This window comes from Ruthenibacterium intestinale, from assembly GCF_040096265.1.
Taxonomy (GTDB): Bacteria; Bacillota; Clostridia; order Oscillospirales; family Ruminococcaceae; genus Ruthenibacterium; species Ruthenibacterium komagatae.
Window position 1 is genome coordinate 1 of record NZ_JBBMFA010000050.1, and the last position, 25,913, is coordinate 25,913.

Annotated in this window: 26 protein-coding genes; 11 read left to right on the forward strand and 15 right to left on the reverse strand. The window is 58.1% G+C overall.

The annotated features are described in order from the left end of the window. Positions 1-188: 188 nt before the first annotated feature. The 5 genes from WMO24_RS02575 to WMO24_RS02595 all read left to right on the forward strand — a co-directional run bounded on the left by WMO24_RS02575 (position 189) and on the right by WMO24_RS02595 (position 4,280). Positions 189-584: a replication initiator protein A gene (locus WMO24_RS02575; RefSeq protein ID WP_007215984.1), complete on the forward strand. Its 396-nt coding sequence runs from the start codon at positions 189-191 to the stop codon at positions 582-584. Positions 585-767: 183 nt separating this feature from the next. Then, positions 768-1,712: a MobV family relaxase gene (mobV, locus tag WMO24_RS02580; protein ID WP_008395975.1), complete on the forward strand. Its 945-nt coding sequence runs from the start codon at positions 768-770 to the stop codon at positions 1,710-1,712. A gap of 72 nt (positions 1,713-1,784) precedes the next feature. Then, positions 1,785-1,979 (forward strand): hypothetical protein, encoded by a 195-nt coding sequence (locus WMO24_RS02585; protein WP_002334813.1) that lies wholly within the window; start codon positions 1,785-1,787, stop codon positions 1,977-1,979. A gap of 101 nt (positions 1,980-2,080) precedes the next feature. Then, a complete protein-coding gene (locus WMO24_RS02590; protein WP_435413791.1) occupies positions 2,081-3,703 on the forward strand; it encodes a recombinase family protein in 1,623 nt (540 codons plus the stop codon). Between the two features lie 40 nt (positions 3,704-3,743). Beyond that, positions 3,744-4,280, forward strand: coding sequence for a hypothetical protein (locus WMO24_RS02595; RefSeq protein ID WP_349214718.1), 537 nt, complete (start codon positions 3,744-3,746; stop codon positions 4,278-4,280). A gap of 50 nt (positions 4,281-4,330) precedes the next feature. Here WMO24_RS02595 and WMO24_RS02600 read toward each other — a convergent pair whose 3' ends face one another. The 4 genes from WMO24_RS02600 to uxuA form a co-directional block, all read right to left on the reverse strand. Next, positions 4,331-4,810, reverse strand: a complete 480-nt coding sequence (locus tag WMO24_RS02600; protein WP_349214719.1) for a hypothetical protein — start codon at positions 4,808-4,810, stop codon at positions 4,331-4,333. Between the two features lie 15 nt (positions 4,811-4,825). Continuing rightward, on the reverse strand, positions 4,826-6,181 hold the full coding sequence (locus WMO24_RS02605) for an MATE family efflux transporter (RefSeq protein WP_349214721.1): 1,356 nt from the start codon (positions 6,179-6,181) through the stop codon (positions 4,826-4,828). A gap of 108 nt (positions 6,182-6,289) precedes the next feature. Continuing rightward, complete coding sequence (locus WMO24_RS02610) at positions 6,290-7,141, reverse strand: SDR family oxidoreductase (protein ID WP_349214723.1); 852 nt, start codon at positions 7,139-7,141, stop codon at positions 6,290-6,292. 26 nt (positions 7,142-7,167) lie between these two features. Continuing rightward, positions 7,168-8,214: a mannonate dehydratase gene (gene uxuA, locus WMO24_RS02615; protein WP_349214725.1), complete on the reverse strand. Its 1,047-nt coding sequence runs from the start codon at positions 8,212-8,214 to the stop codon at positions 7,168-7,170. A 197-nt stretch (positions 8,215-8,411) separates the two neighbouring features. Here uxuA and WMO24_RS02620 point away from each other — a divergent pair, with 197 nt between their 5' ends. Both WMO24_RS02620 and WMO24_RS02625 read left to right on the forward strand, forming a co-directional pair. Beyond that, positions 8,412-9,293 carry a helix-turn-helix domain-containing protein gene (locus tag WMO24_RS02620; protein ID WP_349214727.1) on the forward strand — a complete coding sequence of 294 codons (882 nt, stop codon included), beginning with the start codon at positions 8,412-8,414 and terminating at the stop codon, positions 9,291-9,293. A 5-nt stretch (positions 9,294-9,298) separates the two neighbouring features. Further along, the gene (locus WMO24_RS02625; RefSeq protein ID WP_349214729.1) at positions 9,299-10,153 is read left to right on the forward strand and encodes an aldose epimerase family protein; all 855 of its coding nucleotides are present in this window, start codon (positions 9,299-9,301) and stop codon (positions 10,151-10,153) included. Between the two features lie 60 nt (positions 10,154-10,213). Here WMO24_RS02625 and WMO24_RS02630 read toward each other — a convergent pair whose 3' ends face one another. The 7 genes from WMO24_RS02630 to WMO24_RS02660 all read right to left on the reverse strand — a co-directional run bounded on the left by WMO24_RS02630 (position 10,214) and on the right by WMO24_RS02660 (position 17,412). After that, positions 10,214-10,918 carry a tyrosine-protein phosphatase gene (locus tag WMO24_RS02630; RefSeq protein ID WP_349214731.1) on the reverse strand — a complete coding sequence of 235 codons (705 nt, stop codon included), beginning with the start codon at positions 10,916-10,918 and terminating at the stop codon, positions 10,214-10,216. Beyond that, complete coding sequence (locus tag WMO24_RS02635) at positions 10,915-11,745, reverse strand: carbohydrate ABC transporter permease (RefSeq protein WP_349214732.1); 831 nt, start codon at positions 11,743-11,745, stop codon at positions 10,915-10,917. Before WMO24_RS02635 ends, WMO24_RS02630 begins: the two co-directional genes overlap by 4 nt. Before the next feature lie 13 nt (positions 11,746-11,758). After that, complete coding sequence (locus WMO24_RS02640) at positions 11,759-12,733, reverse strand: carbohydrate ABC transporter permease (RefSeq protein ID WP_349214733.1); 975 nt, start codon at positions 12,731-12,733, stop codon at positions 11,759-11,761. A gap of 7 nt (positions 12,734-12,740) precedes the next feature. Next, positions 12,741-14,084 carry an ABC transporter substrate-binding protein gene (locus WMO24_RS02645; RefSeq protein WP_349214735.1) on the reverse strand — a complete coding sequence of 448 codons (1,344 nt, stop codon included), beginning with the start codon at positions 14,082-14,084 and terminating at the stop codon, positions 12,741-12,743. Between the two features lie 22 nt (positions 14,085-14,106). Continuing rightward, positions 14,107-14,925 (reverse strand): metallophosphoesterase family protein, encoded by an 819-nt coding sequence (locus WMO24_RS02650; protein WP_349214765.1) that lies wholly within the window; start codon positions 14,923-14,925, stop codon positions 14,107-14,109. 477 nt (positions 14,926-15,402) lie between these two features. Then, entirely contained in the window at positions 15,403-16,434 is a 1,032-nt protein-coding gene (locus WMO24_RS02655) for a PfkB family carbohydrate kinase (protein WP_349214737.1), read from the reverse strand. Positions 16,435-16,464: 30 nt separating this feature from the next. Next, entirely contained in the window at positions 16,465-17,412 is a 948-nt protein-coding gene (locus tag WMO24_RS02660) for a bifunctional 4-hydroxy-2-oxoglutarate aldolase/2-dehydro-3-deoxy-phosphogluconate aldolase (RefSeq protein ID WP_349214739.1), read from the reverse strand. A gap of 243 nt (positions 17,413-17,655) precedes the next feature. Here WMO24_RS02660 and WMO24_RS02665 point away from each other — a divergent pair, with 243 nt between their 5' ends. The 3 genes from WMO24_RS02665 to WMO24_RS02675 all read left to right on the forward strand — a co-directional run bounded on the left by WMO24_RS02665 (position 17,656) and on the right by WMO24_RS02675 (position 19,201). Continuing rightward, positions 17,656-18,426: an IclR family transcriptional regulator gene (locus WMO24_RS02665; RefSeq protein WP_349214741.1), complete on the forward strand. Its 771-nt coding sequence runs from the start codon at positions 17,656-17,658 to the stop codon at positions 18,424-18,426. A 20-nt stretch (positions 18,427-18,446) separates the two neighbouring features. Continuing rightward, a complete protein-coding gene (locus tag WMO24_RS02670) occupies positions 18,447-18,722 on the forward strand; it encodes a metal-sensing transcriptional repressor (protein WP_349214742.1) in 276 nt (91 codons plus the stop codon). A 224-nt stretch (positions 18,723-18,946) separates the two neighbouring features. After that, on the forward strand, positions 18,947-19,201 hold the full coding sequence (locus WMO24_RS02675) for an HPr family phosphocarrier protein (RefSeq protein WP_349214744.1): 255 nt from the start codon (positions 18,947-18,949) through the stop codon (positions 19,199-19,201). Positions 19,202-19,255: 54 nt separating this feature from the next. Here WMO24_RS02675 and WMO24_RS02680 read toward each other — a convergent pair whose 3' ends face one another. After that, positions 19,256-20,542 carry a hypothetical protein gene (locus WMO24_RS02680; protein WP_349214746.1) on the reverse strand — a complete coding sequence of 429 codons (1,287 nt, stop codon included), beginning with the start codon at positions 20,540-20,542 and terminating at the stop codon, positions 19,256-19,258. 140 nt (positions 20,543-20,682) lie between these two features. On the opposite strand from WMO24_RS02680, the gene WMO24_RS02685 reads away from it, so the two are divergent. Next, positions 20,683-22,512: a heavy metal translocating P-type ATPase gene (locus tag WMO24_RS02685; protein ID WP_349214748.1), complete on the forward strand. Its 1,830-nt coding sequence runs from the start codon at positions 20,683-20,685 to the stop codon at positions 22,510-22,512. A gap of 45 nt (positions 22,513-22,557) precedes the next feature. Here the strand turns inward: WMO24_RS02685 and argH are convergent, their stop codons facing one another. From argH to WMO24_RS02700, 3 genes are read right to left on the reverse strand one after another with little or no spacing between them, the layout of a single operon-like run. Further along, the gene (gene argH, locus WMO24_RS02690) at positions 22,558-23,892 is read right to left on the reverse strand and encodes an argininosuccinate lyase (RefSeq protein WP_349214749.1); all 1,335 of its coding nucleotides are present in this window, start codon (positions 23,890-23,892) and stop codon (positions 22,558-22,560) included. A gap of 19 nt (positions 23,893-23,911) precedes the next feature. Further along, positions 23,912-24,682, reverse strand: a complete 771-nt coding sequence (locus tag WMO24_RS02695; RefSeq protein ID WP_349214751.1) for a dimethylarginine dimethylaminohydrolase family protein — start codon at positions 24,680-24,682, stop codon at positions 23,912-23,914. Between the two features lie 3 nt (positions 24,683-24,685). Further along, a complete protein-coding gene (locus tag WMO24_RS02700; protein WP_349214753.1) occupies positions 24,686-25,906 on the reverse strand; it encodes an argininosuccinate synthase in 1,221 nt (406 codons plus the stop codon). Between the last annotated feature and the right edge of the window lie 7 nt (positions 25,907-25,913).

Consider the following 25,913-nt stretch of genomic DNA (forward strand, 5'->3'; position numbering starts at 1 on the left):
CCGGACTGCGCCGCCAGAGTTCACAGGCGGCAGAAAACAGAAAGTGAACGGAAAAGGAGGTCTGCTGTGGACAGTTAGGAGCGGAAAAGCCTTGATTTATAAGGCTTCGCAGGCCCCAAACCGGGGCAGGTGGTATAAAGTATCGCCCGCCCCGGAAAACGGGCTTCTAACCGTCCACAAAACACGATATGACAAACACGATTTACATTCACCAGCCGGAACAGGCGTTCAGCTTCACCCGGCTCCCGAATTTTCTCTTTGAAGCCCCTACATTCAAGCCCCTGTCCAACGAGGCAAAGGTGTTGTACGCCTTTATCCTGCGCCGGACAGAGTTATCCCGCAAGAATGGGTGGGCGGACGAGTACGGGCGGATTTACCTGTACTATCCCATCTGCGAGGTAGTTGACCTGCTCCGCTGTGGGCGGCAGAAAGCGGTAAATACCATGCGGGAACTGCAATATGCCGGACTGGTGGAGATCCAGAAGCAGGGCTGTGGAAAACCCAACCGCATTTTCCCAAAATCCTATGAAGCGGTTCCGAACACCGACTTCAAGAAATCCCGTTCTGGTACGCCGGAGGGCTGAAAACCGTACCCATGAAGTACGGAAACCGCCCCCCTAAAGTACGAAAACCGGACGGTATATAGAAATACAAAGATTAAAATGATTTATTTATATCCATTCCATTCCTATCGTATCAGAGATAATTCTGGCAGGATTTTCCCTGTGGAAAACCCAGGATAGGAAAGGAATGGGGAAAGGAGCAGAATGGCACAACACGCAATTTTGCGGTTTGAGAAGCACAAGGGCAACCCGGCAAGGCCGCTGGAAGCCCATCACGAAAGGCAGAAAGAACAATACGCCAGTAACCCCGACATTGACACAAGCCGGAGCAAATACAATTTCCATATCGTCAAGCCGGAGGGACGCTATTACCACTTCATTCAGAGCCGTATCGAGCAGGCCGGATGCCGAACCCGCAAGGACAGCACACGGTTTGTCGATACGCTGATAACCGCCAGCCCGGAGTTTTTCAAGGGGAAATCTCCAAAGGAGATACAGGCGTTCTTCCAAAGGGCGGCAGATTTCCTCATTGGCCGGGTAGGACGGGAAAATATCGTGTCGGCGGTGGTACACATGGACGAGAAAACGCCCCACCTGCATTTGACCTTTGTTCCGCTGACAAAGGACAACCGCCTGTGTGCAAAGGAGATTATCGGCAACCGGGCAAACCTGACGAAGTGGCAGGACGATTTTCACGCCTATATGGTGGTGAAATATCCCGACTTGGAGCGTGGGGAGAGTGCCAGCAAGACAGGCCGGAAGCATATCCCCACCCGGCTTTTCAAACAGGCGGTTTCCCTCTCCAAACAGGCCAGAGCCATTGAAGCCGCCCTTGACGGCATTAACCCGCTGAACGCCGGAAAGAAAAAAGAGGAAGCCCTCTTCATGCTGAAAAAGTGGTTCCCGCAGATGGAGAACTTCTCCGGGCAGTTGAAAAAGTACAAGGTCACAATCAATGACCTGCTGGAAGAAAACAAAAAGCTGGAAGCAAGGGCAAAGGCCAGTGAGCAAGGCAAGATGAAAGACCGCATGGAACGGGCAACGCTGGAAAGCGAATTACACAATCTCCGCAATTTCGTTGACCGTATCCCGCCGGAAGTGCTGGCGCAGGTGAAACGGCAACAGCGGCACACAGTAAAGGAAAGGTGATAGATATAAGCAGAAATTTTCGCCGCCCCTGTGCGGCATTGTACCTTGAAAACTGAATATGGAGGACACTGGATGGCAAAAAGCGAAAGCGATATTTTTACGCCCCGGACAGGGCAGGTCATACAAGCAGAGAACGGCACGCAGTATTTTGTATGTGGGAACAACCGTATAAAAATCTCCGAACACTTCGCCGCAGGCGGGAAGCCCCTCGGTGATCTGATTGTAGATGTGGTGCGGCATACCGCAGAAAAAGCCGCTTCAACCTGATAGCCCATCATTGATAACACGCCCACGCTTATGATATAATTGCCATAGAGCAAAAGTATTGTAAGCGTGGGTTGTTTCTTTAAGAAGGAGGATTTTTAACGGTGAAACAACCTTACAATACTACGATTTACAACACGGCGCTTTATATGAGATTGAGCCGGGACGATGAAAACTATGGTGACAGCGTAAGCATTGAAACACAGCGGACAATCCTGCAACAGTACGCAAAGGAACAGGGACTTCATGTAGTCGGTGAGTATGTGGACGATGGCTGGTCGGGGACGAACTTTGAACGCCCGGATTTTCAGCGCATGATGGACGATGTGGAAGCCGGAAAAGTAAACTGCATTGTCACGAAAGACCTTTCCCGTTTCGGGCGGGAACATGTGATGATGGACTACTATCTGGAATTTCTGTTCCCGGAAAAACGGGTGCGCTACATCGCCGTTGCGGAGAATGAGGACACAGAGAAAGGGCTTTCCGATTTTGTCCCGTTCAAAAACCTGTTCAATGAATGGTTTGCGAAAGATACAAGCCGCAAGGTAAAGGCCGCTTTCAAAGCAAAGTTTGCCACAGGACAGCGTATCGGCGCTTATGCTCCCATCGGGTACAGGAAACACCCGGAAATCAAAAACAAGCTGATAATCGACGAGGAAACCCGCTGGATAGTGGAGAAGATTTTTGACCTCGCCATTCATGGCAGAGGGGCGGCCAGTATCACAAGAATACTGATTGCGGAAAAGGTTCCCACGCCGGGATTTATCAACTTCCAGCGTGACGGGACTTTCGCAAACATCTATGCGGGTGCGCCAGAGGAAAAAAGCTACGCATGGACGATAGCGCAGGTCAAGAGCATTATGAAAGACGAAACCTATATCGGCCATACCATCCACTACCGGGAAACAAACATTTCCTTTAAGAACAAGCGGAGGATACGCAAGCCCCAAAGTGAATGGGTGCGGGTGGAGAACACGCAGGAGCCGATTATCAGCGAACAGGTTTTCCGGCAGGTACAGGAGCAGATAGCAAACCGCCGCAGAAAATGCAAGGACGGTACAACACAGATTTTTTCCGGATTGGTAAAATGTTCGGATTGCGGCTGGTCGTTGTCCTATGGGGAGAACAGGCAGAACAGCAAGCCTTACGGCCATTATCATTGTAGCAAGTACGGACAGGGCACACGCCAATGCTCCATGCATTATATCCGCTATGATGTGCTTTACGCCTATGTCCTCTCCCGTCTGCAATACTGGTCGGGGCTGGTACAGCATGATGAAGAACGGCTTTTGAAGCGGCTGTTAAATGCCAATGACAAGGGACAGGCCGCCGCAAGAAAGAAGCAAGCCGCAGAGTTGAACAAAGCGGAGAAGCGGAAAGCCGAAGTCGATACCCTGTTTGCCCGGATGTATGAGGACTGGGCGGCGGGGCGTATCACAGAATACAACTTCTCTATGCTGTCCGGGAAGTACCAGAGCGAACAGGCTGAACTGGACACAAAGATTGAACAGCTTCAATCCGCTATCGCCACTGAAAGCCAGAACGCCGCAGACGCAGAAAAATGGATTGCCTTGATGAAAGAGTGCGTCAATCCAACAGAACTGACCGCCGAACTTTTGAATACGCTGATTGAAAAAATCGTTGTCCATGAAGCGGTCAAAGGTGAGGACGGAAGCCGGGAACAGGAGGTAGAAATCTTCTACCGCTTTATCGGCAAAATTGATTAAATGACACCAATATTTTTAACTATGTGATACCGGAGCCAGCGTGCCGGAGCTGGACAAACTGATCGCCCTGAGCGAGGTATTCGGCGTCACCCTGGACGAACTGGCCAAAGGGGATGCAGTGCCCCGGCGCGCACCGGAACCAGCGCCCGTCCAGCCGGCACCCACGCCCGTTCCGCCGGCACCGGCGCCGCGGGCCGGCGCCTTGGACACGCAGAAAATTCTGGGGCTGATCCTGTTTGGCGTCGGGCTTTTGTGCTGCGTTTTGCGGCTTGTGCTGGGGCCGTTTGCCGGCGAGAACTTCCTGCTGCTGGGCGGCTATCTGCTGCTGTGCGGCGCGGTGTGCCTGCGAATAAGGCGGAACGCCGGGCTGGTGATCGGATGGGTCACCGTTGTGCTGGTTCTGCTGATCACCCCCTACTGGACGGGCATCCGCATCTTCGCGGTGTTCCACCGGGAGTTCTGGAGCGGCGGAAAGATTTCGATTTTGCAGGTGCTCAGCTCCGTATTCTGGCTGGGCGCCGCGGCCCTGGCCGTGGTCAGCGCCCTCCGGCTTTTCCGCACACGTTCCCGCAAATAAAACAAAGCCGCACCCTCCTGCCTTGAAAAAGGCAGAAGGGCGCGGCTTTTCTATTGGGTTGAGCGGAGCTCTTGTACCCGCCCCTCATCCGTTGCAATCAACAGCAATTCCTGCGCCATGCTTTTGGCCTGTTTCAGCTGTCCGGGCGGAAATCCGTGACAAAAGATATCCCGGAAATTCTCCCAGGCAATGCCTTCCCGTGGCAGCACAAGCATCAGTTCGCTGAAATAGTTCAAAAAGAGAGTTGCATCTTTTTCAAATTGCTTTTGCGACAGCCGCACCGTGGCCATTACATCGCTTGTGCCCGCATAGGTCACAGCCGCACCTTCGTATTGAAACAGACGGTTCTCCACCTCCTGTTTCAAACGGTCCCTTTGGCATAAATCGACCGTATAGGCCTCCCGGCTGAACCGGCAGAAAAGGAACGGCACCTGCCATTCGGTCATCTTCCCCAGAATGTGTTCGATCAGTTTTGCACGCAGGATGGGGTCGGATGGCTCCCATTCCGTACCGAAAAACACGTTCTGCATTTCAATCGTCCCTTTTTATTCAATGACCTTTTTCTGCTGCCACCGGTCGCCCTTGGCGCGCCACAGGAAAATGACCGCGCGCACGCACCAGTCGATATACATGGCCAGCCACACGCCCCGCAGGCCCATGTCCAGCGCATAGGCCAGCACATACGACATGCCGATGCGGAAGATCCACATGGAGACCATGCTGACGCACATGGTAAACTTTGCGTCGCCCGCAGCGCGCAGTGCGTTGGGAAGCACAAACGACGGCGTCCAGCTGAAAATGCTCCACAAACAGAACTCCCGCAAAATCTCCAGCGAGAGATCCGTGGTGCTGGCCGGCATGGCATAAAAGCCCACCAGCGGTTTGGCCAAAACCAGAATGAGCCCGTTCATCACAACAATGGTGGCCCAGGCTATCAAAAGCAGATTTCGGGTGTAAGTACGGGCCTGCTTCTTTTCGTCCGCTCCCATGCACCGGCCCACTACTGTGACCATGCCCAGGCCGATGGCGGCAGCAGGAATGCTGACCAGCGAACCGATGTTGTTGCAGATGGCGTTGGCCGCGATGGACGCCGTTCCGAACGAAGCCACCAAACCGGCTACCAGCAGCTTGCCGATCTGGAACATGCCGTTTTCAATACCGTTGGGAATGCCCACCTTCAAAATGCTGCGGATTTTTCCGCCGTCCAAATGCAGGTGCAGCACCTGTTCCAGATAGATGGGGTTCTGCCGGCTGCGCAGCAGGTACAGCACCATAAAGCAGGCGGTCATCCGGGAGAACAGACTGGCGGTAGCCGCGCCGGCCACCCCCATCTGGAACCCGTAAATCAGCAGCGCGTTGCCGCCGATGTTGATCACGTTCATAATAAACGACGCCAGCAGCGAAACCTTGGAGTTGCCCATGCTGCGGAACAGTGCCGCCCCCGCGTTGTACACTGCGATAAAGGGATAGGACAGCGCACTGAGCCAGAAATAAGTTTCCGCAGCCTGCATCACGTCCGGCTCCACCTGGCCGAACATCAGGCGCAGAAGATGGCGGTTGAACACAACGCACACCACCGCCAGCGTCACAGACAAGGCCAACACCACATACACCAGCTGCCGGGCCGAATCCCGGGCGCCGTCCCGATCCCGGCGGCCCAGATACTGGCTGGCCACCACGGCGCCGCCGGTGGCCATAGCCGCAAAGACCTGAATCAGCAGCAGGTTCGCCTGATCCACCAGAGAAATGCCGCTCACGGCCGCTTCGCCCACGGTGGAGACCATCATGGTATCCGCCATGCCCACCGTCACGGCCAAAAACTGTTCCAGCACCAGCGGCAGAATCAGCTTGCGCAGCTCCTGCCCCGTAAACACCGGCCGGACAAGCGTCTTTTCACTCATACATCCGCCCCCCTGTTTTCGCACCTACATTGTGCGCCTTTTCCCGTGGAAAAGCAAGGTGGGAGATGACAAAAGCCATCTCCCACCTTTGTGAAATTGTACCAAAAATTATACGCCGGAATAGGCAGAGAAGCCGCCGTCGATGGGCAGAACCACGCCGGTGATGAAGGAAGCCGCCTCATTGTTCAACAGGAACAGCAGGCCGCCGTCCAGCTCTTCGCTCTCGCCGAAACGGCCCATGGGGGTCGCAGCCAGGATCTTGCCGGTGCGGGCCGTGGGGGTGCCGTCTTCGTTCCACAGCAGCTTCGCGTTCTGCTTGGTGGAGAAGAAGCCCGGAGCAATGGCGTTCACGCGAATGCCCACTTTGGAGAAGTGAACAGCCAGCCACTGGGTGAAGTTGGAGATGGCCGCTTTGGCGCCGGAGTAAGCCGGGATCTTCGTCAGCGGAGTGAAGGCGTTCATGGAGCTGATGTTGATGATGTTGCAGCCCTCTTTGCCGATCATCTGACGGGCAAAAGCCTGGGTGGGGATCAGCGTGCCCAGGAAGTTCAGGTTGAACACGAATTCCACGCCGGAAGCGTCCAGGTCAAAGAAGCTCTTGGTGTCGGCGTCGATGTCGCCCAGCTCAAAATACTCTTTGTCGGTGGTGGCACGGGGGTTGTTGCCGCCGGCGCCGTTCACCAGAATGTCGCATTTGCCCAGGTCTTTTTCCACCTGGTCTGCCACGGCATAGCACACGTCTTTGTCCAGAACGTTGCATTTATAGGCTTTCGCCTCGCCGCCCTCTGCCACGATCTCGTCGGCAAATTTCTGCGCGGCTTCCTCGTTCAGGTCCAGCAGGGCCACTTTGGCGCCCGCACGGGCCAGGGTTTTTGCAAAAGCGCTGCAAAGCACGCCGCCGGCACCGGTGACAACGGCTACTTTTCCGCTCAGGTTGGTATCCAGAACATTCTTCTGCATAATGATCTCTCCTTTTTTAAAAATCCTTATTTGCGGTCTTTCTCGCAGGCTTCGAACAAGCCGTTGATATAGGTGGCGCCCAGAGCGCGGTCAAACAGGCCGTAGCCGGGTTTACCCGTCTCGCCCCAGATCATGCGGCCGTGGTCCGGACGGACATAGCCGTCGAAGCCGGTCTCCACCAGCGCCTTGACGATCTCATAGATATCCAGGCTGCCGCAGCTGGACAGGTGGGCGCGCTCCTCGAAGCTGCCGTCCTCCATAATCTTGACGTTGCGGATGTGCATGAAGCCGATGCGGCCCATGGCGGAATATTTGCGCACCATGGCGGGGATGTCGTTGGATTTGGCGCAGCCCAGAGAACCGGTGCACAGGCACAGGCTGTTGGCGGGGCTGTCCACCAGTTTCAGGAAGCGGTCCAGGTTGGCCTCGCAGGTGATGATGCGGGGCAGGCCGAAAATGGGATAGGGAGGATCGTCCGGATGAATGGCCATGACCACGCCGCACTCCTCGGCCACGGGGATGACCTTCTTCAGGAACTTCTCCAGGTTTTTCCACAGGCCCTCTTCGCCGATCTCGCCATAAGCGTTGATCAGTTCACGCACTTCGTCCTGGGTGTAGCTGGAGTCCCAGCCGGGCAGGTGAATGTCGTCTTTCAGCGGGTCCAGACCTTTCATCTGGTCCCAGTACATGACCAGGCTGGTGGAACCGTCCGGAGCTTTCTTATCCAGCTGGGTGCGGGTCCAGTCGAACACCGGCATGAAGTTGTAGGTGACGCATTTTACGCCGTATTTGGCGCAGCGGCGAATGTTTTCGCAATAGACTTCCAGCAGCTCGTCCACGTTGTTGCGGCCCAGCTTGATGTCCTCGTGCACGGGGATGGACTCCACCACATCGAAGACAAGGCCGTGCTCTTCGCACTGCTTTTTCATTTTGGCCAGGCTCTCTTCCGGCCAAACCTCGCCGGGTTTTACATCGTACACAGCGCTGACAATGCTGTGCATGCCGGGGATCTGGCTGATATACTCCAGGCTGATGGGGTCGGATTCGCCATACCAGCGGAACGACATTTTCATAGACAAAACCTCCTGTTGTTTTCAATGAAAGCCACGTGTCCTGCGCTTTCTTTATCTGGTTCTATTGTAGCGGATTGCGCCGCTTTTCTCAAGTTTAGTGTACCACTTTGATTTACAATAAAAATAGCTAAAATTGCTTTACTCATTGCGTATATTGTTGTAAACTGAAAAGTAAGATCACCGAAGGAGAAACACCCATGGCAAACCGCAACCAAAGCTTCACCCAGCGCCAGCACATGGTGCGCAGCAGCTTTGAAATTTACCGTTACTGCGATGCAAAACCCGGCGAAATTTCGCTTCATCACCATGATTTTTACGAGGTATATCTGTTCTTGGGCGGCCGGGTCTGCTATAATGTAGAGAGCCGGAACTATCGCCTTCTGCCCGGGGACATTCTGCTGATCGGCCCTACCGAACTGCACCAGCCCCGCATTGACAAAGACGCCGGCGTGTATGAACGCATTGTGCTCTGGCTGGACAAGCCGTTTCTGGAGCGTTTGAGCACCGACCGCATCAGCCTGACCCGCTGCTTTGACGTAAGCGTGCCGGGTCATACCAATCTGCTTCGCCCCTCTCCCTCGCAGCGGGCAGAGCTGCAAAGTCTGCTGGAGCAGCTGGCCCAGGAAAACCAAAGCGAAAGCTACGGTGCCGAGGTCATGTGCCAGGGGCTCCTGCTGCAGGTGATGGTGGCCCTGAACCGCCTTGCGGCCACCCTTCCCTCGGACGGGCTGAACGCCGAGCGGGACGCCGGGGTGGTGCCGCAGGTTCTGCGGTACATCAACGAGCATTACACCGACCCCCTTTCGCTGGAGTTGCTGTCCTCCAAATTTTTCGTCAGCAAGTACCACCTCTCCCACGAATTCAACCGGGTGGTGGGTACCAGCGTATACCGCTACATCGTTCAAAAGCGGCTTGTGATCGCCAAACAGATGCTGGCCGGGGGCGTTGCGCCCACCGATGTGTACCGCCACTGCGGGTTTGGCGATTATGCCAATTTTTACCGTGCGTTCAAAGCAGAGTATCACATCAGCCCGAAACAATATCCGGGCTGTGCGCATAATACGATCCATGGAGGTTGATGACAATGTTTACTGTTACCAAAACACCGTTCGGCGAATACACCGCGTATGTGCTGGCCGACACCGACGCAGGCACCACGGCGACCGTGGTGCCCGAAAAAGGCGGCATGGTGGTCAGCATGACCAAAAACGGCGAGGAGTATTCCTGGCTGCGTCACCCCAACTTTGAGCTGCCCGAGCGTCCCCGCTGCGGCGTACCCGCATGCTTCCCGGTGTGCGGCCCCACCCCCGATGAGGGCAACGAGTTTGAGGGCGGCCGCTATCCCATGGTAGTGCACGGCATCCTGCACACCACTCCCTGGGAATATGCGGGCCAGAGCACCCAGAACGGCGCTGCGGTGACCGTGACCGTCACGGACAACGAAGAGAGCCGCAAAAGCTATCCCTACGGGTTCCGCGTCACAGTGACTTACACGCTGAAAGGCAGTGTGCTGCGCTTTGACCAGAAATACGAAAACACCGGCGACAAAGCCATGCCCTTCTCCTTTGGTTTCCATCCCTATTTCTCCATCAGCGCGGTGGACAACCTGGTTTGGGACCTGACCGCCGAAAGCGTGCGCGACGCAGCCACCGGCGAGCTGACCCCCTTCACCGGCGTGGACTTCCCCTATGATCCGGACCAGACCACCCGTCATTACGCCGGCGTGAAGAGCCCCATGTCCTTCACCGACAAGGGCAACGGCCACCACGTGACCGTCCGCTTTGACGAGCACTTCACCAACGCTGTGCTGTGGCAGCAGGGCGCCGAAAAGTTCGTCTGCATGGAACCCTGGAACGGCTATCCCGGCAGCATGCGCGGCAAACACGAGGTGCTGGAGGCAGGCAAGAGCCTGGCCGCTTCTTTTGAAATCGAAATCTGATTTTTTCTCTCTAAAAAATACGCTCTGTTTTACAAAATTCGTGTAAAACAGAGCGTATTTTTATATTTGTTTGTCTGCCCAGACATCCACATCTTCGGGCGCTGCGCCGGCGGCCAGCAGCCAGCGGCGCGCGCCGCCCAGGCGGTCCAGCTCGCGCAGGGCCATCTCCATGGCATCTTCCTCACAGCCCAGCAGCGCCTGATAGAATGCCGGGTCCGTGCCCGGCGGAATGGTGGCCACATCCTGCTGCGGCGCGTCTGCCAGCATGGCCCGCGTGCAGGCGTAGTCCCGCACCACTTCTTCCCGGGGCACGCCCCCGCAGAGAAGAATCAGCGCAGCCAGCAGACCGGTGCGGTCCTTTCCGGCCGAGCAGTGAAACAGCACGCCCTGCCCCTGCCGCAGGCTTTCCGCCGCCAGATGAACAGCCCGTGCAAACACCGGCCCATGCACATGCAGCATGTGCAGATACAGCTCGCCCAGCCGGAAGGTGGGGTCCATCCGGCGCACGGTAAACAGCGGCGTATTATCGATGGTGACTTCCACCACCCGGGCCGGCACAAACGCCGGCGTGGGCTGGCGCAATTGTTCGTCCGGGCGCCGAAGGTCCAGAATGCATCCGATGCCCCACTGGCGCAGGCGGTCGGCATCCTCCTGGGTCAGCGCCGCCAGATGATCGGACCGCAGAAGCCGGCGCGGTCCACAGCCGGGAAGAAGTACCCCCAGATCCCGTGTATTGCGGGTACCCTGTAAAAGCGAAGCGTTCATTTGATCCCACTTTTCATAAAAGAGTCAATGATCTGTTTTTGCAGCACCATGTACAAAAGCAGAATCGGAAGGCTGGCCAGAACCGCGGCGGCCAGCAGCGGCCCCCACAGATTGCCCTCGCTGGACAAAAACATGCTCAGCCCGATTTGGACCGTGGCCTTGTCGATGCTGCGGGTGATGAGCAGCGGCCAGAAGTATTCGTTCCAGCAGTGGATGAACAGGATGATGCCCAGGGATGCCACCGGCCCCTTCAGGTTGGGCAGCACCACCTGCAGCAGCGTTTTCAGCGAGTTTGCCCCGTCCACCTGCGCCGCTTCAAAAATGGTTTTGGGGAAAGCGTTAAAACTTTGATACAACGTCAGAATGGCGAAAGCAGAGGCCAGATTGGGCAGCACGATGCCGGCCACGGTATCCCGCAGGCCCAGCTGAACCAGATTCACATAGTTGGGCAGCATGGTGGCCTGAAAGGGGACCAGCCAGGTCACGGTAAACAACCCATAGAACAGCTTTTTGCCGGGAAAATCCCACCGGGTCAGGGCGTAAGCCGCCAGGATCCCGGTGCACAGCTGCCCCACCATCTGAAAAACGCCGCTGGCAAAACTGCGGACGATCATGGTGGGCAGCGGGATCATTTCCAGTGCGTCGGCAAAATTCTGCAGCGTCACATTCTGGGGCAAAAGGGAAAAATAAAGAATTTCATCCGTGGGTTTGAAGGCGTTGAGCACCATCCACACCAGCGGGAACAGCGACAGCACACTGACCGCCGCCAGAAGCGCGTGGCCCGCCCACCGGACGGGCCCTCGATAAACAAGCACCTGTGTTTCCATGGCAATCCGCCCCCTAGTTGTCGTAATAGCTCAGTTTCTGTCCCACATGGCTCAGCACCAGAGCGATGAGACCGAAGCCCAGGAAGAACACCACCGCCGAAGAACTGGTCAGCCCTGAAGAGGAGGTGCGGAACCCTTTGTCCCACATGAAATAGTAGGCATTGATGGTGGAGTTCAGCGGGCCACCCTGGGTCAGTGTATCCACATAGGTGAAGCTCCAGCTGGATGCAAACAGAATGCTGAGCATGGTGTTGAACACCAGCGTGGGCGACAGAAGCGGCAGCGTGATGCGGAATGTCTGCTGCCAGAAACCTGCTCCGTCCATGGCTGCGGCCTGATAATACCCGTCGTCAATGTTCTGCACCGCACTGTAAAACAGCAGGGTGAAAAAGCCTGTCATTTTCCAGCCGGTGATGAAGATGATGCATCCCAGCGCATAGCGGGGATCGTTGAGGAAGGAGATGGACTCTTCGACGCCCATTCTCTCCAGCAGCTGATTCAGAAGGCCGCCCGCCGGATGCAGGATCCACCGGAACACCGCCGCAGCGGCCACGGGCGCCAGGATCATCGGCACAAAAATCATGCCCCGGTAAAAGGCGCTGGCCCGCTTTGTAATGCTTTTGGCAAAAATGGATACCAGCACCGGCAGCACGATGGAAAAGGGCAGCAGGCCCACCATCATCACCAGCGTGTTGACCACCGCGTTGGAAAAGCCCGGCGTGCGCAGCAATTTGGCAAAGTTGTCCAGCCCGCAGAATTGCGGCGTGGTGGTGGGCAGCATGTTCCAGTTGAAAAAGCTCAGGTAAAAGGTGCGCAGCAGAGGGTAATAGATCCACACGCACATCAGCACCAGCGCAGGCAGCAGATAAACATAGGGCTGCCAGCACACCCGGGCCAGTGCGCCGCGCTTTGTCTTTACAGCCGCCCGATTGCGGCCGGACCGGGGCAGCGCAAGCCCCGGTCCATATGTCAGCACATCACTTTTCATCGTTCACTCAGCCGTTCAAAAGCTCCTGATCCTGGGCGGCGGTGTCGTTTACGATCTGTTCCACCGGCTCATCCGTCCACAGGACCTTGTCCACCATTTCGTACAGAGACGCGCTCAGTGTCTGCCAGTTTTCCGTGGGGAAAGCCGTGGTCTGCCGCATGCGGGTCATCTGCTCCATGTTGACCCCCAGAAGCGGGTTTTCCTGCGCGAACTCATACAGAGCGCCGCCCTCTTCCACCAGCGCCGGGCGCAGGGGCAGATAACCGATCTCCGCCGTGATGATCTCGTAGCCGCGGTCGCTGGACACAAACTGCAGGAACCGCCATACCGCGTCCCGTTTGGCCTCGTCCTGGGTGAACACAAACAGCGCGCTGCCGGAGTTGGTGGGCACAGCCTCTTTGCCGGTGAAGGCGGGCATGGCCGCGCCGTACAGATCCCAGCCGCCGGCCTCAGCCGCTTTTTTCATGCTGGCGTGCACCGCGCTGGACTGCAGATACATGGCCAGGTTGCCGTTGGAAAACGCCTCGGTGGCCTCTTCCTCGGTCATGGTTCCGTGCACGCCGGCATCCGCCATGCCGCGCAGCATCTGCATGGCGCCCATGCCGCCCTCTTCGTTGAAGGTGATGGTGGAGCGGTCCTCAGACAAGATGCTGCCGCCGTTGGAATAAATCAGCGCCTGGGCGATCCACTCGCCGCTGGAGGCACCGGTGGTCGCTACATGCAGTGCTTCCACGTCCGGATTTGCCTCTTTGATGGCCTGGCCGTACTGCAGCACTTCGTCCCAGGTCTCAGGGGGATCGTTGGGGTCCAGCCCCGCCTGCTCGAACAGGGTGCCGTTGTAGAACAGCACCGGCGTGCTGAAGGTAAAGGGCAGGCAGTACGTTTTTCCGTCGTATTCGCCCAGTGCCAGTCCGTTGGGCGAGAACGTCTCAAAATTCTTGTCGAACTCTTCTTCGGTGGTCAAATCGTTGATGGCAACTGCGCCCAGACCGTTGATGGCAAAGTCCATGGCACGGAAGGGCAGCTGCGCCACATCAGGGACCTCACCGGCCGCCATATCGGCCTGCAGGCGGGCAGCCATATCAGAGTTGGACACCGGAACGCCCGTCACTTTTACGTCGGGATTCTGCGCCATAAACTCATCCATCAGCTTCTGCGTGGCTTCCTGCGCGGAAGCGTTCAACAGGGTGTAGCTGTAAAAGGTGATCTCCACCGGCTCCGTCTGCACATCCTCACTGCCCGCGGCAGCTGCCGTCTGCTGTGCAGCGCTTTCACTGTTCTGGCCGCAGGCCGCCAGAGATACCGCCAGGGCGGCGGTCAGGCCCAGAGCCATCCATTTTTTGAAATTCATTCTTCTTCCCTCTCTCACAAATTTATTTTTCTGCATGATACTCCCGCATCTGCTGCGGCGTCATGCGGACCAGAAGCGGCCGCTCGTCCAGGCAGAAGGGGGACCAGTAAAAACCTTGATCGTACACGGCGCAGAACTGGGCCTGAATTCCGTCCACAAAGCTCAGCGCGCCGCCCTGCGGCATCTCAATGGCAAAAGCCGTTCCCGCACCGGTGTAGACCGGCGTGCCGCCCGGCAGCATTGCCGCCGTGGGAAAGTGTTTGTGCCCTGCCAGCACAGCTTTGACCGGATATCGCTCCAGGATCTTCTGGAACAGCTCCGGTTTCTGCAAATTGTTCTGGTTGGTGGCATACACGGTCGTCCCGCAGGGCGGATGGTGCAGGGCCACCACGGTCGGCGTGGCACAGGGTTTCTGCAGCTGATCTTCCAGCCATTGCAGCTGTTCGCTGTCCAGCCGGCCGGGCACCTGATCGTCCACGGCCGAGTCCAGCACCAAAAGACGCAGGCCCGGCATTTTTATGCGGTAGTAGTACGGGCCGCTGTGGGCCGGCATTTCGCAGTAGCCGCGGTAGAAGGCGTCGTGCCGGTCGTGATTGCCCAGCGCCACATGAGTCGGCATGCCGTACCGCCGCTCCATGTTTTCCACAAACTGTTTTGCGGCGGCGTAATCCGCCGGGCCGCCCTCGTGTACAAAGTCACCGGTGATCAGCACAAAATCCGGCTTTTGGTCCAGTTTCGCCGCAGCTGCATAAACCTTCTCCAGCCGTTCGGGCGAAGAACAGATGGGTGAGCGGTTCTCTCCAAAACACAGATGCGTGTCGGAAATATGCAAAAAATTCACGATTTCCAATCGAACGGGTTCCTCCCCTCAAAGAGGTTTTTGATGCGGCGGCTTTCCGGACAGCCACCGTTGCTATTGTAGCACCGGCGCCATTTTTTTGCATGCATCTTTCCGTCAAAAGTTTGAAAAAATAAATTTTACATCGTTTGTTTATTTTTGTTCGAATGCATAAAAATGCATCTTTTTCCCGTCCGGTTACACAAAAAAGTGCCAAACATTTTGTTCTTCAAGTCCCTGGTGTAAAATCCCGTGGCCGCACAGGTAAAATAAAGGTGCAAAAAGCAGCCCCGCAGACAAAACATCCGCGGGGCTGCTTTTTGCATGGTTTCTGCGACGGCACGCCGGTTTGGCGGCGAGCCGGAAACCAAAAACACCGCCCCTTTCGGAGCGGTGTTTCTGGGTTTGAGAGATTCTTGAGTTTTTTTAACGGAGCGGCGGCAAGCGCTAATTACCGCCGAACCGGAACAAGCAAAATGCTTAGCGCTGGATGCGGCCGGAACCGTCGCCGCCAGCCAGTTTCTCCACTTCGGAAACGGTGACCATGTTGTAGTCGCCCTCGATGGAGTGTTTCAGAGCAGAAGCCGCCACTGCGAACTCAACCGCAGCCTGGGTGTCCTTGCCGTTCAGCAGGCTGTAGATCAGGCCGCCGCCGAAGCTGTCGCCGCCGCCCACACGGTCGATGATGTGCAGGTCGTATTTCTTGGAGAAGCAATACTCGTCCTTGGCAACGTTGTACAGCATGGCGCTCCAGCCGTTGTCGAAAGCAGAGTGGCTCTCACGCAGGGTGATGGCAACCATCTCAAAGTTGAACTTGTCAGCCAGCTGTTTGGCCACGCTCTTGTAGCCCTCGTGGTTCAGGGTGCCGGCATAGATGTCCGTCGCCTCGGCCTCGATGCCGAACACGTCCTTGGCATCCTCCTCGTTGGAGATGCACACGTCCACATACTGGCACAGGTCGGTCATGGCAGCGCGGGCCTCTTCACGGGTCCACAGTTTGCCGCGGTAGTTCAGATCGCAGCTGATCTTCACGCCGTGCGCTTTTGCAGCTTTGCAGGCCTCGCGGCAGATCTCAACCACATTGGGTCCCAGCGCCGGGGTGATGCCGGTGAAGTGGAACCAGTCCACGCCCTCAAAGATGGCGTCCCAATCAAAGTCAGCCGTGGTGGCTTCCTGAATGGCGGAATGAGCACGGTCATAGATGCACACGCTGCCGCGCTGAGAAGCACCCTTCTCGTTGAAGTAGATGCCCACACGGTTGCCGCCGCGGGTGATCTTGCTGGTGTCTACGCCGTAGCGGCGCAGGCTGTTCACAGCCGCCTGGCCGATGGCATGGGCGGGCAGTTTGGTGACGTAGGAAACGTCGATTCCGTAGTTGGCCAGGGACACAGCCACGTTGGCTTCGCCGCCGCCGAAGGTAAACTCCAGATGGTCGGCCTGAACAAAACGCTCGTAGTTATAGGGCTGCAGGCGAATCATCAGCTCGCCGAAGGTGACAACTTTTTTAGACATGTCCAATGCTCTCCTTTATACTCTTTATAATTATTTCTGAACCAGGTGAATGGCAAAGCCGGCGATCTCATCCTTGAAGTACGCGGCTTTGGCGGTAACGGTCTCCTCGCGGAACTCAAAGCCTTTGGCCTTGAAGTAAGCGATGGCACGGGGCAGGGTGTTGGTGCCGATGGCGATGTGGCCGTTTTTGCCCAGATACATTTTCTTCATGATCTCCACGCCTTTGTTGCCCACAAAGATGCTGGAGTTGCCCTCGGCAATGTCAAAGCCGAACATGGCGCCGAACAGCTTGGCCGCCTTCATGGCCTCTTCGGCGTTCTCGGTGTTGATGCCGATGTGCTTTACTTCGAAGCCCAGCATGGTGTTCACGGCCTCGCGGGTCAAACGCTCGATCTCGTCCCACTTCTCGGCCTCGATCAGGTCTTTCTTCACCATCCAGGTGCCGCCGCAGGCGATGATCTTGTTGAAGGACAGGTAGTCCATCAGGTTTTTGGCGTTCACGCCGCCGGTGGGCATCCAGCGCAGGTTGGTGTAGGGGCCGGCCACTGCTTTCAGCTTGGCCACGCCGCCGTTCTGCTCAGCCGGGAAGAATTTCACCACGTCCAGGCCCATGCTCATGGCCTGCTCCATCTCACCGGGGGTGGCGGTGCCGGGCATCATCAGCATGCCTTTGTCAATGACGTATTTGGTGATCTCGGGGTTGAAGCCCGGGCTCACGATGAATTTCACGCCCGCGGCAATGGCGCGATCCGCCTGCTCTTTGGTCAGAACGGTGCCGGCGCCCACCAGCATCTCAGGCACTTCCGCCACGATGCGTTTGATGGCTTCCTCCGCGGCGGCGGTGCGGAAGGTCACCTCCGCGGCGGGCAGGCCGCCTTTTACCAGGGCCTTCGCCAGGGGCACGGCTTTTTCCGCGTCATCCAGAGCGATTACAGGCACAATACCGATCTCGTAGATTCTTTGCAGCACGTCGTTCATGATATCTTCTCCTTTGTCAAAGCGTGGCGTTCCGCATTACGGAACTGCGTTCCACTTTCTTGCTGACTTCATTATAAACATCCCGATGCGGATGTCAATGCGTTTCGTCCGGTTTTTTTGAAAAGCTTGCAAACACGGCATTTTCATGCTTTTTTCCCTTGCTTTTCCGCGCGGGATACCGTACAATACAATGGAACGGTGTTTCACATTGTGGAATTCACAAAAAACACAGGAGGGTTGTTTGTGGAAAATGTTCATGGCGGCGTGCAGAGTGTGGCGCGTATTTTTTCGCTGATCGAGGTGCTCAGCGCGCATCCGCAGGGCGCGTCTCTGCAGACCATCAGCGCGGAGAGTGGACTTGCCAAAAGTACCACCCATCGGCTTTTGTCCAGCCTGGTGGCATTGGGGTATGCCGTGCAGGACAGCTTTTCCACCCATTACCGCCTGACGCTGAAAATGTTCGAGCTGTCCAGCGGCATTGTCAATGACATGGACATTCTGTCCGTGGCCAAGCCCCATTTGGACAAGCTTTCCCGCCACACGGGCGAAGCGGTGCATCTGGTCATTCAGGACGGCATCGATATTGTATATATTTATAAAGCAGAGGCAGGCATCGGGTCCATGCGTATGTCCAGCCATGTGGGGCTGCGCATTCCCATGTACTGCACCGGTGTGGGCAAGGCCATTCTGGCCACCCAAAGCTATGGCGAGGCCGAGCGCGTCTGGCGCAAAAGCACCATCCGGCCGCTGACCCAGCACACCATCACCCATTTTGACGCGCTGGTGGAAGAGCTGAAGCGGGTGCGCATGGCGGGCTACGCGGTGGATGATGAGGAAAACGAGCTGGGCATTCGCTGTGTGGCGCTGGCGGTGCCCGGCATGAACGGCCGGGCCGAAGCGGCGTTCAGCATCTCGGGTCTTGCAGCCCAGATGACGCCCCAGCGCATGAAAGACCTGGCGCAGATGGGCCTTGCCACGCGGCAGGACATTCTGCGGGACCTGGGCTGGCATTAAGAAAAGGACAGGTGCAGACGATGAAACAGTGTATGGATGCAGAAAACCTTCACCGCCGGCTGAAAAAAATTGCCGGTCAGGTCAACGCCATCGATAAAATGGTGGATGAGGACGTGCCCTGCGAAGACGTGCTCATCCAGATCAACGCAGTGAAAAGCGCTTTGCACAAAGTGGGCCAGATCGTGCTGGAAGGGCATTTGAACCACTGCGTGCGGGACGGCATTGAGCACGGCGACGCAGACAAAACCATTGCCAACTTTGCCAAAGCCATCGATCACTTTTCCCGCATGAGCTGACACAGGGCTCTGTGAAATCGCCCGGGCCGGTTGCAACCGGGCGGCCAAATCTGTATAATAATCAGTAGGAATTTTTTTGATTGCACGATCAGTCTGTGCCTTTGCGGCGGCTTCCCCATGGTTTTCCCCCTTCCCCCCAAAAACCGACCGGGTCGCCTTTTCCGCACAGGCGGTGTTCTCCGCTTTGCAGAGCGCCGGGTCTGATCGGATGGGAGGAAGCGCGTATGTTGAAAAAAGACGTTATGATCTCCGAGCGGTTTCAAACGCGGGAATACCCGGTATCCAAACTCATCCAAACCGCGAACTGTTTTCAGAGCGATGTTTTTCTGGAGTGCGGCCCCAGCCGCGCCAACGCCAAAAGCATGCTGGGCATGCTGGCACTGAACTTATGGCCCGGAATGACCGTGACCGTCGTTGCCGACGGACCGGACGAAGGCCCGGCGCTGGACGCCGTGGACCGGCTCTTGTCCGGAACCTGAGCCGACATCTGAAAAGAACGCACAAAAAAAGAGGGGCAATGCCCCTCTTTTTTCTTATGCAAAACGGTTGCCCGCCAAAAAATCCTCCGCATCCAGCACGCCCCAGACCGGGCACTGCCCGTTCCACTGCCCGAACTCTCCCGCAGCGGCGGGACGGGTGCCCCACACAGCCAGCACCCAACGGTCGTCGGCATATAAAATGGGCACCGGCTGCCGCCAGCCCTCCCACAAAATCTGCTGCGGCAGCGGCGTGGCCCCGCCCTGCACCGTGTCCACCGCAAAGCGGCTGACGGTGGTCTGTCCCGGCAGTGAATCCCGGGGCCGCATCTCGATCACCAGCATGTCTCCGATTTTGGCCGGGCAGTCCACAAAATTCTTGCCCCACTGGGAACCAAAAGACGCCAGCACCGTATCTCTGCCGGTGGAAAAATCCGCTTTGTGCAAATCACCGTTTTCGTAAAACAGATAGCAGGCGTCCCCGTACACAAATCCCGCGGCCTGGTACTGCCGCCAATGAACCAGCGTGTGTTCCTGCCCCTGGTCATCGATGAAAAAGAGGCTGTGGATCTGGGAATTGATTTTTGCATCCCACTCTTCGGTGGGCACCTGACGGGACAGGCCGCCCTCGAAAATGCGCTTCATCACCACACGGTTTTCAAACACGCCCTGAATCATCACATTGTCCCGGGGATGGCTCAGCCGGGCCAGCGTTTCCACCGTGCCGTCGTCCAAATGCACCCGGGCCAGCCGCCGGTCCCGGACGCTGCCGCCGTCGGAAAGCGTGTCGATCAATGTGTACAGATTGTCATGGTCCGCCGCGCAGTACAGGCCCGGCGCCTCATCAGGCTCAAAGGTGACCACGGTGCGGCTGCCGGTGCCATCCGTCGCCCGCACTTCCACCCGGGCAGGTGTCGGCGGAGTCCGCCCCAATGCCGGGAGCCGGGGATGGACCAGCACCACCCGGTTTTGCTGCGCCACCAGACGGGGCTGGCCCGCCGAAGTGCACACAAAAGCCGGGCAGGTTTCATCCGTGTGAACGCAGCCGGACCGGCCGCACAGAATCCGCCGCTGGCCGGACGCGAAATCCGTACAGGTGAGCACCGAAGTGCCCGCAGGGTTTGTGAGAATTTGATAGTAACCGTCTTCGTTGGCGCTGCCATCTTTCAAATCGTAGAAACGCAGCGGTCCCGCAGTCTGTGCGGCAGGCTGGGGATCGGTCTCTTCCGGCTGCGGGGCGCTGGAGGCCGGAACCGGAACAGAGGAAGAAGGCACGGCGGGCGCGCAGGCCGCCAGAAACACCAGCGCCAGCACGCAAACGGCCTTTGAAAACCGGTTTCTCATGGACACCCCTCCTCTTTTTCAAAATACCGCAAATTTGTCACCGACTTGTATCGGCAAAAGTCACGGAGTGTCTTGACAGGGATTTTTTGCAGCGCTACTATATACCCATACCCCCTATATGTATATTAGGAGTGAGGAACATGTTGCGGCGTATCAAATCGTTTTCTACCAGCCGGGAACAGCGGGAGGTCCTGCTGCTGGTGCTGGGTGGACTTTCGTTGGCGGCCAGCTTTTTTGCAAACGGGCGCTGGTGGCCGGACCCGGCCTGGATCGCGGTGATCCTGTGCGGGATTCCCATTTTGAAAGAAGCGGCCGAAGGGCTTGTGACCCGCTTTGACATCAAGGCGGACGTTCTGGTGTCGCTGGCGCTGATCGCGTCGGTGTGCATCGGAGAAATTTTCGCGGCGGGCGAAGTGGCCTTCATTATGCAGATCGGCGCGCTGCTGGAAGAGCGCACCGTGGCCAAAGCCCGGGCAGGCATTGAACGGCTGGTACGGCTGACCCCCCGCACGGCCCGCCGCGTGACTGCCGGCGGCGAGGAGACCATTGATGCGCAGACCGTGCAGGCCGGCGACGTCCTGCGGGTTCTGCCCGGCGAGACCGTTCCCGCAGACGGACGGGTGCTCACGGGTGTCACTTCGGTGGATCAGGCTGTGATGACCGGCGAATCCATCCCTGTGGACAAAGGCCCCGGCGACCCCGTGTTCAGCGGGACCGTAAACCAGTTCGGCGCGTTTGACATGCGCGCAGACCGGGTGGGCGAGGACAGTTCCCTGCAGCGCATGATCCGTCTGGTGCAGTCCGCGGATGCGGGCAAAGCGAAAATCGTGGGCATTGCGGACCGGTGGGCCACCTGGATCGTGGTGGCCGCCCTGTCGGCGGCAGCGCTGACCTGGCTGGTCACCGGCCAGCTGATCCGGGCCGTGACCATTCTGGTGGTCTTCTGTCCTTGTGCGCTGGTGCTGGCCACGCCCACCGCCATCACGGCGGCCATCGGAAACGCCACGCGCCACGGCTTTCTGGTGCGGGAAGGAGACGCACTGGAGCGGCTGGCACAGGTCAAAAAAGCTGCATTTGACAAAACCGGAACGCTGACCCTGGGCCAGCCTTCGGTGCAGCGTGTGCAGCCGCAAAACGGCTGGTCGGAAGACGAACTGTTCGCGCTGACCGCCGGAGCCGAGCGCCTGTCCGAGCATCCGCTGGGCAAGGCCGTTGTGCGGGACTTTGAAACACGGTATGGTCGGCCCGCCCCTGCCTGCACCGATTTTGAAATGGTGCCCGGACGGGGTGTGCGGGCGGTGGTGAACGGCCACCCGGTGGCGGCGGGAAGCCCCGCGCTGCTGGAAAGTCTGGGCGTTGCCCCGCCCCCGGAAACCGACGCCACCCGCATTTGCGTTGCGGTGGACGGGCAGGCCGCGGGTGTGCTGACGCTGGCGGACACGGTGCGTTCTACAGCCGCCCAAACCGTGCAGGCGCTGAGAGAACAGGGCGTGGAACCGGTGCTTCTGACCGGCGACCACGCGGGTGCTGCGGCAGCCATCGCCGGGCCCCTGGGCATTCGGGAAGTGTACGCGGACTGCCTGCCCGAGGACAAGCTGCGCCGCATTGACCAGCTGCAGAGCACCGGGCAGCCGGTGTGCATGGTGGGCGACGGCGTCAACGACGCGCCCGCGCTGAAACGCGCCTTTGTGGGCATTGCCATGGGCAAAACCGGCAGCGACATTGCCGTGGACGCGGCGGACATCGCCCTGGTCAGCGACGACATCCGCCAGCTGCCCCATCTGACCGCTCTGGCCCGGCGCATGATGACGGCCATCCGCATCAACCTCACTTTTTCCATGGCGCTGAACTTTGCGGCGGTGGCACTGGCCATGACCGGCGTTTTGAACCCGGTGGTGGGTGCGCTGGTGCACAACGCCGGTTCGGTGCTGGTGATCCTGCATTCCGCGCTTTTGCTGAAGTTCCGGTAAAACAAACGGGACGGTCAAGCCACGCTTGACCGTCCCGTTTCTGTTTCACAGCATCTCCTGCTTGTTTCCCATGTGCAGGATGGCATTGTAATCAATGGCCTGCCGCACGTCCGGCTCCAGCAGCGGCGAAAACTCCGCCAGCTCCGCATCGGTCAGGTCCTCGATTGCCTTTCCCTGCTCCTCGCAGTAAAGCACCATCCTCCCCACCAGACCGTGGGCGTCCCGGAAGGGCATTCCCTTTTTCACCAGATAATCCGCCACTTCGGTGGCGTTCAAAAAGCCTTTTTTCACCGCGGCGGCCATGGCCTCCGGATGAGGCTGCATGGTGGCGACCATCCGCTCCATGCCTTCCAGGCTGTCCCGCACGATCTCCCAACTGGAATAGTAGGCTTCTTTATCTTCCTGCATGTCCTTGTTGTAGGCCAGCGGAAGCCCCTTCATCATGGTGAGCAGCGTGATGAGGTTGCCGTAAACATGGCCCGTGCGTCCGCGCACCAGCTCGGCCCCGTCGGCGTTTTTCTTCTGCGGCATGATGCTGGACCCCGTGGTGTACCGGTCATCCAGCGTGATAAAGCCGAACTCCGCGCTGCTCCAGAGGATCAGTTCCTCCGCCATGCGGGACAGGTGCATCATCAGCAGCGCATAAGCGCCCGTCATCTCGATCACATAATCCCGGTCCGACACACCGTCCAGGAAGTTGTTGCACGCGCTGGAAAAGCCCAGCTGCTTGGCAGTGTACGTGCGGTCAATGGGATGCGTGGTGCCCGCAAGCGCCCCGCAGCCCAAAGGGCACTGGTCCAGAAGGCTCAGGGCGTTGACAATGCGCCGGCGGTCCCGGTCCAGCATCTCCTGATAGGCCAGCAGATAATGTTTCATGGTGACCACCTGTGCCCGCTGCAGGTGGGTGTACCCCGGCATGATCCAGGGGTTCCGCTGGGCGGTTTCCGTCAGCGTAACGCAGAACCGCGCCAGCTGGCCGGCCACCTGACGGCCCGTCTGCCGCACAAACAGCTTCATGTCCGTATTCACCTGATCGTTGCGGCTGCGGGCGGTGTGCAGCTTTTTGCCCACCTCGCCCACCCGGCGGATCAGGTTCAATTCCACAAAGGTGTGCACGTCCTCGTACTCATTTGTATACGGCAGCGCCCCCGCCTTGTAGTCCGCCAGAATGCTGTTCAGGCCCTCTTTCAGGGTCTGGCCCTCCTGCAGAGTCAGCATGCCGCATTTTACCTGCATCTCCACATGGGCCAGACTTCCCGTCACGTCCGGCTCGATCAGCCAGGCGGTGGCGCAATTGTCTCCGTTGAAGCGCTCCATCCAGGCGTCTTCGTCCTCTTTGAACCGGCCGCCCCACAGGCGGGTCTGGTATGCGTCGGCCATGATTCTTCCTCCCCTCGCTTCAAAAACGCAGGCTCAGGCAGCTCAGCCCGCCGTCGATCTTGCGGAACTCCGATGTGTCGCACACCAGCACCGGATATCCCAGCGCCTCCACCGCCGCCTGCACCGTGGGATACTCCGCGGGCACGATGACCTTGCCGTTCACCCAGATGCAGTTGGCCGCGTAGGCCTCTTCCACAGGGATCTCCACCTTGTGGTAGCTTTCAAAAGCGGGTTTTGTGCAGAACTCGCCGGCCGTGAGCATGTTGTTGTTCTCCAGATACACCACGCCGGTTTTCAGGTGCAGCACCTCGGTCAGCGGCACGGCCACCACCTTGCAGCCGAACGGGCTCAAAATCTCGCCCAGCTGGCGAATGCCCTCGGCGTTGGTGCGGGCGGACTGTCCCACGTAGAACGTGTCGCCGCACATCATCACGTCGCCGCCCTCCAGCGTGCCGGGGTCCGTGATGTGAAAGATTTTGTCCTTGGGATAGAACTGCTCCAGCACCGGCTCGATGGCCGCCGTCTCCCCCTTGCGGCTGGGCGCGCCGGGATTGGTGATCACCGCGCAGTATTTGGTCACAATGGCCGGGTCCTCCACAAAGCAGGAATCGGGATACGCCTCATCCGCGGGCAGCACCGTCACATCCACGCCGCACTGCTTCAGCGTCTCCACATACGACGCGTGCTGGGCCAGTGCCTTCTCGTAGTCGGGCGTTCCCAGTTCGGGGTGGTCGGTGATGCCGTTGATCATGGCTTTGCAGGGAATTTTTACGATCACATGCTGAAACACGATTCATTCCTCCCAATTCTGTTTGAGCTTGGCCTGCACGGTGATGGGCAGACCGAACAAATGGATGAAGCCGGCGGAATCCTTCTGGTCGTAGATCTGGTCTTCTCCAAAGGTGGCCAGCTCCTCGCTGTACAGGCTGTACGGCGACGTGGTGCCCGCGGGGATGATATTCCCCTTGTACAGTTTCAGCTTCACATCGCCGGTGACGGTCTTCTGCGTCTCGGTGACAAAGGCGGAAAGCGCCTGCCGCAGCGGCGTATACCACTGGCCGTTGTACACCAGGTCCGCAAATTTGTGCGCCACCAGCGCTTTGTAATGGGCCGTCTCCTTGTCCAGGCACAGCATTTCCAGCTGCTTGTGTGCAAAGTAGAGGATGGTGCCGCCCGGCGTCTCGTATACGCCGCGGCTCTTCATGCCCACCAGACGGTTCTCCATAATGTCGATCAATCCCACGCCATTGGCGCCGCCCAGCTGGTTCAGCGTGCGCACAATGTCGCTGCCCTTCATGGGCTTGCCGTCCACCGCCGTGGGCACGCCCTTTTCAAAGTGGATGGTCACATAGGCGGGCTTGTCGGGCGCCTGCAGGGGGCTGACCCCCATCTCCAGAAAGCCCGGTTTCTCATACTGGGGCTCCTGCGCCGGGTCTTCCAGGTCCAGTCCCTCGTGGCTCAGATGCCACAGGTTCTTGTCCTTGGAATAGTTGGTGGCCCGGTCGATTTTCAGCGGCACGTTGTGGGCCTCGGCGTAGTCGATCTCTTCCTCGCGGCTCTTGATGTGCCACTCGCGCCAGGGTGCGATGATGGGCATATCCGGGGCATGGGCGCGGATGGCCAGCTCAAACCGGACCTGGTCGTTGCCCTTGCCGGTGCAGCCGTGGCAAATGGCGTCGCAGCCCTCTTTTTGGGCGATCTCCACCAGCTTTTTGCCGATGATGGGCCGGGCGAAACTGGTTCCCAGCAAATACCCGTCCTCATACACGGCCCCCGCCTGCAGGGTGGGGAACACATAATCCTCCACAAATTCATCCACCAGATCCAGCACATACAACTTGGAAGCGCCGGTCTTCAGCGCCTTCTCCTCCAGTCCGTCCAGCTCGGTGCCCTGGCCCACGTCCGCCGAAGCGGCAACGACCTCGCACCCGTAGTTTTCCTTCAGCCAGGGAATGATGATGGATGTATCCAATCCGCCGGAGTAAGCCAGCAGAACTTTTTTATATTGTTTCATGAGAAAC